Origin of the sequence: Variovorax sp. WDL1 (genome assembly GCF_001541225.1) — a bacterium.
Lineage (GTDB): Bacteria > Pseudomonadota > Gammaproteobacteria > Burkholderiales > Burkholderiaceae_C > Variovorax.
Genome location: NZ_LMTS01000041.1, coordinates 7,455 through 21,200, shown reverse-complemented (window position 1 = coordinate 21,200; position 13,746 = coordinate 7,455). Strand labels below are relative to the sequence as shown.

Genomic DNA, 13,746 nt, shown 5'->3' with positions numbered 1-13,746 from the left:
TGCGATCCGCCTGGGTTTGTGCTTCAGTCCCCGATGCCGTGGAAGGCCAGCAGCGTCTTCATGCGCGCGACCGCGAGCTCGGGCTGCTCCAGCAGATTGGCCGCGTCAGCCAGCCGGAACAGCTCGGCCAGGTGCTGCAGCGAGCGCGTGCTCTGCTGCCCACCCACCATCGTGAAGTGCTTCTGATGGCCGTTGAGCCAGGCCATGAAGACCACGCCCGTCTTGTAGAAGCGCGTGGGCGCCGCGAAGATGTGGCGCGACAGCGGCACGGTGGGGCCGAGGATGGCATGGAACTTCTCATGGTTGCCCTGGGCCAGCTCGCCCAGCGCGGCACTGGCTGCCGGCGCGATGGCATCGAAAATGCCCAGCAGCGCATCGCTCTTGCCGTGCGTCGGCTCGCTGCCATGCCCGTCGCCGGCGATCAGCTCGGCGTAGTTGAAGTCGTCGCCCGTGTACATGCGCACTCCGGCCGGCAGCCGGCGGCGCATCGCGATTTCCTTGTCCTTGTCCAGCAGCGAGATCTTGATGCCGTCCACCTTGTGCGGGTGGGCCGCGATGATGCCCAGGGCGGTGTCCATGGCCGCATCGACATCCTTCGTGCCCCAGTACCCTGCCAGCGCGGGATCGAACATGTCGCCAAGCCAATGCAGGATCACGGGCTGCCTCGCCTGCGAGAGGATCCGGTCGTAGACGCGCTCGTAGTCGGCCGGGCTTCTTGCCACATGGGCCAGAGCGCGGCTGGCCATCACGATCAGCTTGCCCCCCAGTGCCTCGATGGCCGCCATCTGCTCCTCGTAGGCGCGGATCACGTCGTCGACGCTCTTCGCGTCGATGAGGCTCAGGTGGTCGGTGCCGCAGCCCGATGCGACCAGGGCGCCGGGCACGTCCTTGGCCGCCTCGAGCGAGCGGCGGATCAGCTCCAGCGAGGTCGGCCAGTCCAGTCCCATGCCGCGCTGCGCCGTGTCCATGGCCTCGGCCACGCCCAGTCCGAGCGACCACAGATGGCGGCGATAGGCGATGGTGGTGTCCCAGTCGACGGCGCATTGCAGCCACGGGTCGATTGCCGCCAGCGGGTCGGCCACCACGTGCGCGGCCGAGTAGGCGATGCGGTTGAACGAGGCGGCGCCGGGCCGCCCCAAGCCACCGAAGCCCCCCTCTGGGGGCAGCGAAGCGTGGGGGGCAACATTGTTGCCCGGCGGCGGCTTGAGGGGGGCCGTGCCGCGCAACGTGTAGGGGGCGAGCGTGCCGCCGCCTGCGGGGAGGGTCAGCGAGAGAGCCATCGACACCTCAGATGTTCAGTTCCGGCACGTCGATCCAGCGGCGGTCCTGCCACGATTCGAGCGCGGCCTCGACCAGCTGCACGCCCTTGGCACCCTCGGGCAGCGTCCACTTGTACGGCGCGTTCTCGACCACATGGCGGATGAAATGCTCCCACTGGATCTTGAACCCGTTGTCGTAGATCTGCGAGTCGGGGATCTCCTGCCACTGGTCGAGGAAGTTCATGGTCTGCTTCTCGTCCGGGTTCCACACCGGCCGCGGCGTGGCGACGCGCGACTGCGCCCGGCAGGACGACAGGCCCGCAACCGCGGAGCCGTCGGTGCCGTCCACGTGGAAGGTCACCAGGTCGTCCCGCCGCACTCGCGTGGCCCAGCTCATGTTGAGCTGGGCGATCACCGGCTCGCCGCCGTGGCCGCGCAGTTCGCAGGTCGCATAGGCCGCGTCGTCCGCGGTGGCTTCGTAGGGCTGGCCGTTCTCGTCCCAGCGCTTCGGGATGTGCGTCGCGCCGATGCACGAGACCGATTGCACTTCGCCGAACAGGTTGTCCAGCACATAGCGCCAGTGGCACATCATGTCCAGGATCATGCCGCCGCCGTCTTCCTTGCGGTAGTTCCACGAGGGGCGCTGGATCGGCTGCAGGTCGCCCTCGAACACCCAGTAGCCGAATTCCAGGCGCACCGACAGCATGCGGCCGAAGAAGCCGGCGCGGCGCAGCATGTCGAGCTTGCGCAGGCCGGGCAGGAACAGCTTGTCCTGCACCGCGCCGTGCTTCAGGCCCGAGCCCTGGGCCAGGCGCGCGATCTCGACCGCCTCGTTGAGATTGGTCGCGATCGGCTTTTCGCAGTAGACATGCTTGCCGGCGCGGATCGCCTTGGCCAGCAGGGTGGGGCGCATCTGGGTGGTGCCGGCGTCGAAGAAGAGGGTGTCGTCCTTGTTCTCCAGCGCGGCGTCCAGGTCGGTGCCCCAGCGCTCGACGCCGTGCGCCCTGGCCAGCGCCTCGATCTTCTCGGCGTTGCGGCCGATCAGGATCGGATCCGGCATCACGCGGTCGCCGTTGGAAAGGGTGACGCCGCCCTGCGCGCGGATCGCGCAGATGGAGCGGATGAGATGCTGGTTCATGCCCATGCGTCCGGTGACGCCGTGCATGATGAGTCCGAGTCGTTGGGTGGCCATGTCAGAAGGTCTGCCGAATGAAGAAGGGGTTCTGGGGAAATGCGCGGGAGGTCACTGGGGCGTCAGGCCGGCGGCCTTCACCAGCTTGGCGTTGCTGGCGATCTCTTCCTTGATGTAGGCGTCGAACTGCTCCGGCTTGAGGGTCCAGGCATCGGCGCCCAGCTTGAGGAAGCGCTCCTTGACCTCGGGACTCGCGAGTGCCTTCACCACTTCGTCGTGCAGGCGGTTGACGATGTCTCGCGGCGTCTTGGCCGGCGCCATCATGCCGATCCAGAAGTTGAACTCCGAACCGGGCACGCCGGCCTCGGCGGTGGTGGGCACGTCGGGCAAGGCGGCGGCGCGCTTGGGCGAGCCCACGGCCAGCGCCAGCAGCTGGCCGTCCTTGATCTGGCCGATCACCGGGGCAATGGGCGAGAAGTAGTAGTCGACGCGGCCGGCCAGCACCTCGGTCACCGCTTCGGCCGAGCCCTTGAAGGGGATGTTGGTGGCGTCGATGTTGGCCGCCATCTTGAACTTCTCGGCGTTCAGGTGCGTGGCGCTGCCCTGGCCCGCCGAGGCGAAGTTGACGCTGCCGGGCTTGGCCTTGGCAGCCGCGATCAGGTCCTTGAGCGTCTTGATGTTCTTCGAGGGCGAGATCACCAGCGCGTTGGGCAGCGAGGAGATCGGCGTGACGCCGGCGAAGTCTCCCACCGTGTCGAAGGGCAGCTTGGCGAAGGTCGAGGGGCTGACCGTGTGCGAGGACGAGTGGATCATGATCGTGTAGCCGTCCGGCGCTGCCGTCGCCACCGCCTGCTGGCCGATGGTGCCGCTGGCGCCGCCGCGGTTGTCGATCACCAGTGTCTGGCCCATGCTGGCGCCCATCTTGTCGGCGATGGCGCGGGCAATGATGTCGGTGGTGCTGCCGGCGGCGAAGGGGACGATCACGCGGATCGGCTTGTTGGGGTAGGCGCCCTGCGCCGCCGCGCCGAGTGCGGTGCAGAAGGCCAGCGTGGCGACGAGGGCGTGGCGGCGGGTGGTGATGGGCACGGTGTCTCTTCCTATAGGCGTGGACTGAACGGCGAAGCCGGAACTGCAATTCACCAAAAAGTGAATTGGCAATTCTAGGAAGCGGTTCACGAGCCCGTCAACGGCTCCGCCCTAGGAGATACCCGTATCAGTGCAGGACGTAGCCCAGCACGAGATCGGTCATGTGCGACAGGCGCTGCGCCATCGCCTTCGGTGCGCGCAGGTCGCGGCCGAAGATGGCCGAAAGCGTATCGTTGTTCGACAGGTAGAAGTAGCAGAGCGCAGCGATCGAGATGTAGAGCTGCACCGGATCGATGCCGGCGCGGAAGAGCTTCTCGCGCCGCCCGCGCTCGAGCACGCCGTCGAGCAGCTGGACCAGCGGCGAGTTCATTTCCTGGATGCGCCCGGAGCGCTTGAGGTGTGCGGCGCGATGCAGGTTCTCGCTGTTCAGCAGCGTGATGAACTCGGGGTGGTCCAGGTAGTAGTGCCAGGTGAAGGAGACCAGGCGCCGGATCGCTTCCACCGGTTCGACCTCGTCCAGGTGCAGTTGCTGCTCGGCATCGCGAATGTCGGCATAGGTGCGCTCGAGCACGGCGAGGAACAGGTCATCCTTGCTGCCGAAGTAGTAGTAGATCAGGCGCTTGTTGAGTCCTGCGCGCGCGGCGATGCTGTCCATGCGCGCGCCGGCCAGGCCGCGCTGCGCGAACTCGTCGCGGGCCGAGTCGAGGATCGCGAGCTGTGATCGGTCGGCGTCGCGCGAGCGAGGTTCGATGGGCGCGGTCGGCGGCGTCTTCATGGCATGCAATTTAACCAGTTGGGGAATTAAGGCAAGGGTTCGTGCGGTGTGGGGATAATCGCCGCTTCTTTCGATATTGCAGCAGAGAGGCGCCCCGTCCATGAGTTCGTCGCAACCCGCAGGCCACCTGATCGTCGAGTGCCTCATCGAGCAAGGCGTGGAGCTTGCGTTCGGCGTGCCGGGCGAAAGCTTCCTCGCGGTGCTCGACGGCTTCCACGCTTACGCCGAGCGCATCCGCTTCGTCGTCAACCGTCAGGAGGGCGGGGCCGCCTTCATGGCAGAGGCCCACGGCAAGCTGACGGGCCGGCCCGGCATCTGCTTCGTGACGCGCGGGCCGGGGGCGACCAACGCGTCGATCGGGGTGCACAACGCCTTTCAGGACTCGACGCCGATGGTGCTTTTCGTCGGCGACGTCGGCAGCGACTTCCGCGACCGCGAGGCCTTCCAGGAGGTCGACTACGGCAGCTTCTTCGGGCCCAGTACCAAGGGCTTCGCCAAGCGCGTGGAGCGCATCGACGATGCCGACCGCATTCCAGAGTACGTGGCGCGCGCCTTTGCGACCGCGATGAACGGGCGCCCGGGGCCGGTCGTGCTGGTGCTGCCCGAGGACATGCTGCGCAGCTTGACCTCGGCGCGGCCGCTTGCGCGTGTCGAGGCCGTGCAGCCCTGGAGCGACCCCGGCGCGCTGCGGAGCCTGCGCGAGCTGCTTCTGAAGGCGCAGCGCCCGCTGGTGATCGCCGGCGGGGGCGGCTGGACCGTGCAGGCGGCGCAGGCGCTGCAGCGCTTTGCCGAAAGCTGGAAGCTGCCGGTGGCGAACGCTTTCCGCTTCCAGGACACCTTCGACAACCATCATCCCCTTTACGCGGGCGACGTAGGCATCGCGATCAATCCCAAGCTCGCCGAGCATGTGAAGCGCAGCGACCTGGTGCTGGCCATCGGGCCCCGCCTGGGCGAGATGACGACAGGCGGTTACACGCTGCTGGAGGCACCCCGGCCGGCGCAGACTCTGGTTCACATCCATGCGAGTGCCGAGGAGCTCAACCGCGTCTATCAGGCCGACCTCGCCATCAACGCCGGCATGAGCGCAGCGGCGCGCAGCCTCGAGGTGCTGAGCCCCCCGGCCGAAGTGCCCTGGGAGCCGTGGGCCGCGCAGTTGCATGCCGACTACCTCGCCAACCTGGAACCGCAGGCACTTGCCGGACTGCCGGCCGAGTCGCCGCGCGGCGCGGTCGACATGGCGGCGGTGGTTCGCACCCTGCAGCAGCACCTGCCCGCGGATGCGGCCATCACCAACGGAGCTGGCAACTTCGCAAGCTGGGTGCACCGGTACTTCCGCTACCACGGCCTCGCCAAGGGTCACAAGACGCAGCTGGCACCGACCAGCGGTGCCATGGGCTACGGCGTGCCGGCGGGCATCGCGGCGAACATCGCAACCGGCCGCATCGCCTTCACCATCGCGGGCGATGGCGACTTCCTGATGAACGGGCAAGAGCTCGCCACCGCCTCGCAGCATGGCGGCAAGAGCATCATCGTGCTGCTCAACAACGGCATGTTCGGCACCATCCGCATGCACCAGGAGCGCGAGTACCCGGCCAAGGTGAGCGGCACGGCGCTGGCCAATCCGGACTTCTGCGCATTGGCCCGCGCCTACGGCTATGCGGCCGAGCGCGTCACCGAGACCGCGCAATTCGAGGCCGCGCTGCTGCGCGCGCTGGCGGCCGATACGGGCACGCTGATCGAGATCCCGCTGGACCCCGAGGTGATCACGACGCGCGGCACGCTGTCGGTCATCACCAAGGCAGCGCTGGCGCGAGGCGCCCACTGAGCCGCTGCAAGCACTGGGCCGCTGCAAGAAAAAAGCCGGCTTGCGCCGGCTTTTTCAATGAAGCACCTGAGGCGCTCGGGGGCTCACTTCACGTGCTTGCCGATCAGCGAGGCCAGCTCGAACATCGAAACTTGCGGCTTGCCGAAGATTTCCTTCAGCTTGGCGTCAGCGTTGATGTTGCGCTTGTTGGCCTTGTCCTGCAGGTTGTTCTTCTTGATGTAGTCCCACAGCTTGCTGACGACGGCGGTGCGCGGCAGAGGCGTCGAACCCACGACGGCGGCGAGGGCCGGGCTGGGGGTCAGGGCCTTCATGAACGCAGCATTGGGCGTGCGCTTCTTGGCGGGCGCCTTCTTCGCAGCAGCCTTCTTCGCGGGAGCGGCCTTCTTGGCGGGGGCCGCCTTCTTCGCCGGAGCAGCCTTCTTGGCCGGTGCGGCCTTCTTCGCGGGAGCAGCCTTCTTTGCAGGCGCTTTCTTGGCCGGAGCCTTCTTTGCAGTTGCCATGGTTGATTTCCTTTTTGGATTGGTCACTTTTCACCAATGAAAACGGTGTCTCCACTGGCATTGCGGATGCTAAAGGAGAAGAAACGCGTTTCCAAGGGAAAAAGGGACTTTTTCATTGGGAGCTGTTGTTTTTTCAGAGGAGAGAAGGGAGGTCTTCGCACTCTGGAGTGCCTTCTGGCCACGCCTGCCGTGCTTCAGGCGCGGCGTGAAGGCCAGGTCGCGAGCACCACGCCGAGCAGCGCAAACGCGAAGGCGCAAACCTGCAGCAGCGACAGGTCCTCGCCGAGCACGAGCACACCGACCATGGCCGCGCTCACGGGCAGCATCACGGTGAAGACGCCCGCCTGCGATGCCGGCACCCCCTTGAGGCCCGTCATCCAGAGCCACACCGTCCAGATGCTGGCGGCCAGCGCATAGACCACCAGGAGGGCCCACAGGCTGGGCGCAACAGCGCCGAAGTCGAAGCGCAGCGCGAACCACAATCCCAGCGGCGTCGAGAGCACGAAGCCCCAGAGGTTGATCAGCGAGGAGATGCGCTTGGGCCCGAGCTTGCCCGTGAGCGACTTGCCGATCACTGCGTAAGCCGCCTCGCAGAGCACCGCGCAAAACACCAGGAGGTTGCCGAGCCAGGGCATCGACGCCGTGGTGGTGGTGTCCGGGTGGGCCGACGGCTGCGCAGGCGCAAGTGCGAGCAGCCCGATGCCGCCAGCCGCGCAGGCGATCGCGAGCGCCGTCCGCGGCGCAATGCTCTCTCGCAGGAAGACCCGGCTGCAAATCGCGACCACGGCGGGGATCGAGGCCATGATCACGCCCGCCGAGACCGCGCTGGTCAGGCTCACGCCGAACAGCATGCAGATCGAGAACAGGAAGTTGCCGAGGAAGGACTCGAGGAAGACCAGGCCGCGCGTGCGCGCCGTCATCGCTGGCTCCTCGGGCGGACGGCGCAGCCAGTGCGGCATCGCGAGCGCGGCAATCCCGAAGCGGAGCCAGGCAAGCAGGAACACCGGGAAGGCGACGACCAGTGGTTTGGAGAGTGCGACGTAGCTGCCGACCAGCGACATGCTGAGGGCCAGGCACCCATAGGCGACCAGGCGGCCGGGCGCGGGGAGGGCGGAGTTCAATAGACTGTTCGCATGCGAGGACGAGCCGATGATGATGCCCCATTCCCCCTCCGAGCCCCGCCATGTGTTCGTCTACGGAACCTTGCGGCGTGGCGGGCGCAACGACATTGCGCGTTTCCGGCCGGCGCCGCGCTACGTGGCCGATGCGCGCATTCAAGGCACGCTGTACGACCTGGGCAGCTATCCGGGCGCGGTGCTCGGCGGCAGCGGCGTGCTGGTGGGAGAGGTCTACGCCATCGCGCCGTCGCTCGAGGCGCAGCTTGACCAACTCGAGGAAGTGCGGCCCGACGGCAGCGGCGAGTACATCAAGCGCTCGGTGCGGGTGCAGGTGGGCACGACCCATCTCCTTTGCCTGGTTTATGAGATCCATCCGGACCGTATTGCAGGCCGCGGCGTGATCGCCTCCGGCAACTGGTTCGATCGGTAGCCCGCTTTTCATGAACGAAGAGATCGTTGCGCATTGCGGAATGGACACATGTTGCGTTGCAATATTTTTTCTCGATATGAGAGAAGTTGTTTTGCATTGAGAAAACTGATCGCAACTTGTTGATTTGTTTGGCTAAAAAATATGTCTTCTATAAGACATAAGACAGATGCCATGACGTAAAGTTGGGCTCACGGCCTTAGCGCCCACGTCTCAATCAACCCTTGGAGTGACCATGCCTCAAACCATCACCGAACAACTGAGCCGCGAACAGCAGATCGCCGCCCTCGAAAAAGAGTGGGCGACCAATCCGCGCTGGAAGGGCATCAAGCGCGGCTACAGTGCTGCCGACGTGGTGCGCCTGCGCGGCTCCTTCCCGATCGAGTACACGATCGCGCGCCGGGGCGCCGAGAAGCTGTGGGACCTGGTGAACAACGAGCCCTACGTCAACTGCCTGGGGGCGCTGACCGGCGGCCAGGCCATGCAGCAGGTCAAGGCCGGGATCAAGGCGATCTATTTGTCCGGTTGGCAAGTCGCGGCCGACAACAACAGCTACGCCGCCATGTATCCCGACCAGTCGCTCTATCCCGTGGACTCGGTGCCGACGGTGGTTGAGCGCATCAACAACACCTTCCGGCGTGCCGATGAGATCCAGTGGTCCAAGGGCACCAACCCCGGCGACAAGGGCTACGTCGACTACTTCGCGCCTATCGTGGCCGACGCCGAAGCGGGCTTCGGCGGCGTGCTCAACGGCTTCGAGCTGATGAAGGCCATGATCAAGGCCGGCGCCGGCGGCGTGCACTTCGAAGACCAGCTCGCCTCGGTCAAGAAGTGCGGCCACATGGGCGGCAAGGTGCTGGTGCCAACCACCGAAGCGGTGCAGAAGCTGATTGCCGCGCGCATGGCGGCCGATGTCTGCGGTACCCCGACACTGGTGATCGCTCGCACAGATGCCGAAGCGGCCGACCTGCTGACCAGCGACTACGACGAGAACGACAAGCCCTTTCTCACTGGCGAGCGTACTGCCGAGGGCTTCTACAAGACCAAGAAGGGCATCGACCAGGCCATCTCGCGCGCTATCGCCTACGCCCACTACGCCGACCTGGTGTGGTGCGAAACCGGCACGCCTGACCTCGAGTTCGCACGCAAGTTCGCCGAGGCGGTGCACAAGGTGCATCCGGGCAAGATGCTGGCCTACAACTGCTCGCCGTCCTTCAACTGGAAGAAGAACCTCGACGACGCCACGATCGCCAAGTTCCAGAGGGAGCTCGGCGCCATGGGCTACAAGTACCAGTTCATCACGCTGGCCGGTATTCATTCGATGTGGTTCAACATGTTCGACTTGGCGCAGGACTACGTGCAGCGCGGCATGTCGGCCTATGTCGAGAAGGTGCAGGAGCCCGAGTTCGCAGCGCGCGATCGCGGCTACACCTTCGTGTCGCACCAGCAGGAAGTCGGCACCGGCTACTTCGACGAGGTGACCACCGTGATCCAGGGCGGCAAGTCGAGCGTCACGGCGCTGACCGGCTCGACCGAGGAAGAGCAATTCCACTGATATCCCGCTGTCACTGAGCTTGAGCCCAGCGCGAGAAATCCGCGGGGATTTTTTTCGTCTGCATGAACGGCCAGATCGCGCAGGGCCCTTCATGGTCAAGGCGCCCGAGCTGTTCGCCAAGCTGCCGGCCATCGAGCCGATCGAGGTGCGGGGCCTCAAGAACGCCGCGCTCGCATCCTGAACTCAGCGGCTAGAATCGCAAGCTCCGTCAGAGCAGCAACAAGGGCGAGAAAGGCATCCTGGTTATGACACCGCGAACTACTCCGCAAGAAGTGAGCGGCCTTTTCCTTGAAGGAGAAGGCCAGTAGGCCGCGCATGCTGGAACCTCCAGCTTCCTCACTCAAGCCAAGCGCGGTCCGACGACCGCGCTTTTTGTTTTCTCGCCGAGGTTTTTCATGATCCAAATCACGCTTCCCGACAACTCGCGCCGCGAGTTCCCCGGCCCGGTTTCGGTAGCCGACGTTGCCAAGGCCATCGGCCCCGGCCTGGCGAAGATGACGGTTGCCGGCAAGGTCGATGGCCGGCTCGTCGATGCGAGCGACCTGATCGAGCAGGACGCCAAGCTGCAGATCATCACGCCCAGGGACGAGGAAGGCCTGGAGATCATCCGCCACTCAACGGCGCATCTGGTCGGCCATGCCGTCAAGCAGCTCTTTCCTGCGGCCAAGATGGTGATCGGGCCGGTGATCGAGGAGGGCTTCTACTACGACATCTCGTACGAGCGGCCCTTCACGCCCGAGGACATGGAAGCGATCGAAGCGCGCATGCGCGAGCTGATCGCCCAGGACTACGACGTGGTCAAGAAGATGACGCCGCGCGACGAAGTCATCGAGGTTTTCAAGTCCCGCGGCGAAGACTACAAGCTGCGACTGGTCGACGACATGCCCGACGAGAAGGCGATGGGCTTGTATTACCACCAGGAATACGTCGACATGTGCCGCGGCCCGCATGTGCCGAATACGCGCTTCCTCAAGGTCTTCAAACTCACGAAGCTGGCCGGCGCGTACTGGCGCGGCGACGCCCGCAATGAGCAACTGCAGCGTGTCTATGGCACGGCATGGGCCGACAAGAAGCAGCTCGACGACTACATCCGGCGTATAGAAGAGGCGGAAAAGCGCGACCACCGCCGGCTCGGCAAGGAACTGGATCTGTTCCACATCGATGAGGTGGCGCCGGGCGTGGTGTTCTGGCATCCCAAGGGCTGGGCCATCTGGCAGCAGGTCGAGCAGTACATGCGAAAGGTGTACCGAGACACGGGCTACCAGGAGGTCAAGGGACCGCAGATCCTCGACAAGAGCCTGTGGGAGAAGACAGGCCACTGGCAGAACTACCGCGAGAACATGTTCACGACGGAATCGGAAAAGCGCGATTACGCGCTCAAGCCGATGAACTGCCCGGGGCATGTGCTGATCTTCAAGAGCGACCTGCGCAGCTACCGTGACCTGCCGATCCGCTACGGCGAATTCGGGCAGTGCCACCGCAACGAACCCTCCGGCGGCCTGCACGGCATCATGCGGGTGCGTGGCTTTACGCAGGACGACGGCCATATCTTCTGCACGGAAGACCATATCCTGGAGGAGTGCGTGGCCTACACGGGCCAGTTGCTCAAGGTGTATGCCGATTTCGGCTTCAAGGACATCCTCTACAAGGTAGCCACGCGGCCAGACAACCGCATCGGCTCGGATGAGCTCTGGGACAAGGCCGAGAGCGCGCTGATCGAGGCGCTGCGCCGCTCGGGCGTGGAGTTCGTCATCTCGCCCGGCGAAGGCGCCTTCTATGGCCCCAAGATCGAGTACACGCTGCGCGACGCCATCGGCCGCCACTGGCAATGCGGGACGATGCAGGTGGACTTCAACATGGCCGAGCGCCTGGGCGCCGAGTACGTGACGGAGTCGAGCGGCAGGGCTCATCCGGTGATGCTGCATCGGGCCATCGTCGGCAGCCTCGAGCGCTTCATCGGCATGCTGATCGAACATCACTCGGGCGCGCTGCCCGCTTGGCTGGCGCCGGTGCAGGTGGCGGTGCTCAACATCAGCGAAGGGCAGGCCGACTACGCAGCTCAGGTTGCGAAAACGCTGCTAAATCAAGGGCTTAGAGTTTCGCTCGATCTGCACAACGAGAAGATTACGTATAAAATACGGAAGCATTCGTTGCAAAAGCTTCCCTACATCCTCGTCGTCGGCGACAAGGAAAAGGAGGCAGGTGCCGTCGCAGTGCGCGCCCGGGGCAATCTTGATCTCGGTGCCATGTCGGTGGAAGCGTTCTCCCAAAAGATCGCCCACGACATCCAACACAAGCTTTGAATTTGAACCGATTCAAAGGCTGATTCAGACCGATCAGGCTGCTTGTGGGCGTGGACTCGAAGGTGTTCGCTACAGTTCTGTAGCAAATTGATTGAAGGATCCGACCATCGCTACTGCATTTCGCGACCGCCGCCACCGCGAGGAACGCCAACACCGCCTGAACCGGGAGATCATGGCCCCGGAAGTCCGCCTGATCGGGCCCGAGAACGAGCCGATGGGTGTCGTGAGTCTTGCCGAGGCCCTGCGGCTGGCCGGAGAGCAAGACGTGGATCTGGTGGAAGTGGTCGCGGCGGCCAATCCGCCGGTCTGTCGCCTGATCGAGTACGGCAAGTTCAAGTACCACGAGCAGAAGAAGGCCGCCGAGGCGAAGTCGAAGCAGAAGGTCATCGAGGTCAAGGAAATCAAGTTCCGGCCCGGGACCGACGAAGGCGACTACAACATCAAGATGCGCAACATCCGGCGCTTTCTCGATGAAGGCGACAAATGCAAGATCACGCTGCGCTTCCGGGGCCGCGAGATCACGCACCAGGAGCTCGGCCTGGCGCTGCTGCAGCGCATTCGTGACGACCTGGGCGACAGCATCGTGGTCGAGCAGTTCCCGAAGCTCGAGGGCCGGCAAATGATCATGATGATCGCGCCGGGTCGCAAGAAGGGCGGCGGTGGTGCAGCCAAGCCGGCCACCGAGCCGACGACGGCGCCCGCAGCGGCCTGAGCTGCGGGGCAGTAGCAGGAGGTTTTGAAGGGATTTCGCCGCTGTCGGCGCTTCGTGCGCAGGCAGTGGCGGGATGAAGAAGTGTCTCGGGGCCAACAAGACCGTGGGAATCATCCCCGGCGCCTCGCGAGCACAAACGAAAGGAGCATTCACATGCCCAAAATGAAGACCAAGAGCAGCGCGAAAAAGCGTTTCCGCGTTCGTCCCGGTGGCACCGTCAAGCGCGGTCAAGCCTTCAAGCGTCACATCCTGACCAAGAAGACCACCAAGAACAAGCGTCACCTGCGTGGTGCAACGGCAGTGCATGAGACCAATATGGTCTCGATGGCTGCCATGTTGCCCGGCAGCGGCATCTAACACGACGAACAAGGAGTACACACATGCCTCGCGTCAAACGTGGTGTCACGGCCCGAGCCCGCCACAAGAAGGTTCTCGCACTTGCCAAGGGTTTCCGTGGTCGTCGCGGCAACGTCTTCCGTATCGCCAAGCAGGCGGTGATGAAGGCGGGCCAGTACGCCTACCGTGACCGCCGCACCAAGAAGCGCGTGTTCCGCCAACTGTGGATCGCCCGTATCAATGCCGCTTCCCGTGAACTGGGCCTGACCTACAGCCAGTTCGCCAACGGCATCCGGAAGGCCGGAATCGAGATCGATCGCAAGGTCCTGGCCGATATCGCCGTGCACGACAAGGCCGCTTTTGCCGGCATCGTGGAGCAGGTCAAGGCCAAGCTGGCTGCTTGATCTCGCAAGCAGGTCGCCGCTCCTCGGGAGGCGGCCTGTGCCCACGGTACAAGGGCTGGCGCTTGAAAGGGCTCCAGCCCTTTTTTGTTCGCATCTCCGGCCGCTTCTTTTCTCTCACGCTCAAGAATTTCCATGAACGAGTTGGACTCCCTGGTCGACACCGCACGTGCAGCCTTCGCTGAAGCCAAGGCATCGGCCGAACTCGAAAATGCCAAGGCGCAGTTCCTCGGGAAGGCCGGCCGCATCACCGAGCTGATGAAGGGCATGGCCGCGCTGGCTGTCGACGAGAAGAAGTCGCGCGGTGCCGCGATCAA

13 protein-coding genes and 1 pseudogene are annotated in these 13,746 nt (G+C 64.7%); 8 read left to right on the top strand and 6 right to left on the bottom strand.

Features of this window, described 5'->3' with window-relative positions; all coding sequences use genetic code 11:
* Positions 1-23: 23 nt before the first annotated feature.
* From APY03_RS07300 to APY03_RS07285, 4 genes are all read right to left on the bottom strand, one after another.
* A complete protein-coding gene (locus APY03_RS07300; protein ID WP_068675386.1) occupies positions 24-1,280 on the bottom strand; it encodes a dihydrodipicolinate synthase family protein in 1,257 nt (418 codons plus the stop codon).
* Between the two features lie 7 nt (positions 1,281-1,287).
* A complete protein-coding gene (locus tag APY03_RS07295; protein ID WP_068675350.1) occupies positions 1,288-2,451 on the bottom strand; it encodes a Gfo/Idh/MocA family protein in 1,164 nt (387 codons plus the stop codon).
* 51 nt (positions 2,452-2,502) lie between these two features.
* Positions 2,503-3,471 (bottom strand): tripartite tricarboxylate transporter substrate binding protein, encoded by a 969-nt coding sequence (locus APY03_RS07290; protein WP_068675384.1) that lies wholly within the window; start codon positions 3,469-3,471, stop codon positions 2,503-2,505.
* Between the two features lie 133 nt (positions 3,472-3,604).
* Positions 3,605-4,252: a TetR/AcrR family transcriptional regulator gene (locus APY03_RS07285; protein WP_068675348.1), complete on the bottom strand. Its 648-nt coding sequence runs from the start codon at positions 4,250-4,252 to the stop codon at positions 3,605-3,607.
* A 100-nt stretch (positions 4,253-4,352) separates the two neighbouring features.
* Between APY03_RS07285 and APY03_RS07280 the strand changes: the two genes are divergently transcribed.
* Positions 4,353-6,077, top strand: a complete 1,725-nt coding sequence (locus APY03_RS07280) for a thiamine pyrophosphate-binding protein (protein ID WP_068675346.1) — start codon at positions 4,353-4,355, stop codon at positions 6,075-6,077.
* Between the two features lie 83 nt (positions 6,078-6,160).
* Here the strand turns inward: APY03_RS07280 and APY03_RS07275 are convergent, their stop codons facing one another.
* On the bottom strand, positions 6,161-6,577 hold the full coding sequence (locus APY03_RS07275; RefSeq protein WP_068675343.1) for an SWIB/MDM2 domain-containing protein: 417 nt from the start codon (positions 6,575-6,577) through the stop codon (positions 6,161-6,163).
* A 194-nt stretch (positions 6,578-6,771) separates the two neighbouring features.
* Positions 6,772-7,698, bottom strand: coding sequence for a DMT family transporter (locus APY03_RS07270; RefSeq protein WP_068675341.1), 927 nt, complete (start codon positions 7,696-7,698; stop codon positions 6,772-6,774).
* A 34-nt stretch (positions 7,699-7,732) separates the two neighbouring features.
* On the opposite strand from APY03_RS07270, the gene APY03_RS07265 reads away from it, so the two are divergent.
* The 7 genes and pseudogenes from APY03_RS07265 to APY03_RS43395 all read left to right on the top strand — a co-directional run.
* A complete protein-coding gene (locus tag APY03_RS07265) occupies positions 7,733-8,125 on the top strand; it encodes a gamma-glutamylcyclotransferase family protein (RefSeq protein ID WP_102905470.1) in 393 nt (130 codons plus the stop codon).
* 232 nt (positions 8,126-8,357) lie between these two features.
* A complete protein-coding gene (gene aceA / locus APY03_RS07260) occupies positions 8,358-9,677 on the top strand; it encodes an isocitrate lyase (RefSeq protein ID WP_068675380.1) in 1,320 nt (439 codons plus the stop codon).
* Positions 9,678-10,072: 395 nt separating this feature from the next.
* Positions 10,073-11,980 carry a threonine--tRNA ligase gene (gene thrS, locus APY03_RS07255; protein WP_068675339.1) on the top strand — a complete coding sequence of 636 codons (1,908 nt, stop codon included), beginning with the start codon at positions 10,073-10,075 and terminating at the stop codon, positions 11,978-11,980.
* A 91-nt stretch (positions 11,981-12,071) separates the two neighbouring features.
* The gene (gene infC, locus APY03_RS07250; RefSeq protein WP_083944208.1) at positions 12,072-12,692 is read left to right on the top strand and encodes a translation initiation factor IF-3; all 621 of its coding nucleotides are present in this window, start codon (positions 12,072-12,074) and stop codon (positions 12,690-12,692) included.
* A gap of 153 nt (positions 12,693-12,845) precedes the next feature.
* Positions 12,846-13,049 carry a 50S ribosomal protein L35 gene (gene rpmI, locus APY03_RS07245; protein ID WP_028253491.1) on the top strand — a complete coding sequence of 68 codons (204 nt, stop codon included), beginning with the start codon at positions 12,846-12,848 and terminating at the stop codon, positions 13,047-13,049.
* 23 nt (positions 13,050-13,072) lie between these two features.
* Positions 13,073-13,432, top strand: a complete 360-nt coding sequence (rplT, locus tag APY03_RS07240) for a 50S ribosomal protein L20 (protein ID WP_028253492.1) — start codon at positions 13,073-13,075, stop codon at positions 13,430-13,432.
* A gap of 132 nt (positions 13,433-13,564) precedes the next feature.
* Positions 13,565-13,746: pseudogene (locus APY03_RS43395) on the top strand (phenylalanine--tRNA ligase subunit alpha); the annotation flags it as partial.

Coding starts and splice junctions, on each gene's coding strand:
- APY03_RS07300 (WP_068675386.1), bottom strand. CDS start 1,280: ATGGCTCTCTCGCTGACCCTCCCCGCAGGCGGCGGCACGCTCGCCCCC.
- APY03_RS07295 (WP_068675350.1), bottom strand. CDS start 2,451: ATGGCCACCCAACGACTCGGACTCATCATGCACGGCGTCACCGGACGC.
- APY03_RS07285 (WP_068675348.1), bottom strand. CDS start 4,252: ATGAAGACGCCGCCGACCGCGCCCATCGAACCTCGCTCGCGCGACGCC.
- APY03_RS07280 (WP_068675346.1), top strand. CDS start 4,353: ATGAGTTCGTCGCAACCCGCAGGCCACCTGATCGTCGAGTGCCTCATC.
- APY03_RS07275 (WP_068675343.1), bottom strand. CDS start 6,577: ATGGCAACTGCAAAGAAGGCTCCGGCCAAGAAAGCGCCTGCAAAGAAG.
- APY03_RS07265 (WP_102905470.1), top strand. CDS start 7,733: ATGCCCCATTCCCCCTCCGAGCCCCGCCATGTGTTCGTCTACGGAACC.
- aceA (WP_068675380.1), top strand. CDS start 8,358: ATGCCTCAAACCATCACCGAACAACTGAGCCGCGAACAGCAGATCGCC.
- thrS (WP_068675339.1), top strand. CDS start 10,073: ATGATCCAAATCACGCTTCCCGACAACTCGCGCCGCGAGTTCCCCGGC.
- rpmI (WP_028253491.1), top strand. CDS start 12,846: ATGCCCAAAATGAAGACCAAGAGCAGCGCGAAAAAGCGTTTCCGCGTT.
- rplT (WP_028253492.1), top strand. CDS start 13,073: ATGCCTCGCGTCAAACGTGGTGTCACGGCCCGAGCCCGCCACAAGAAG.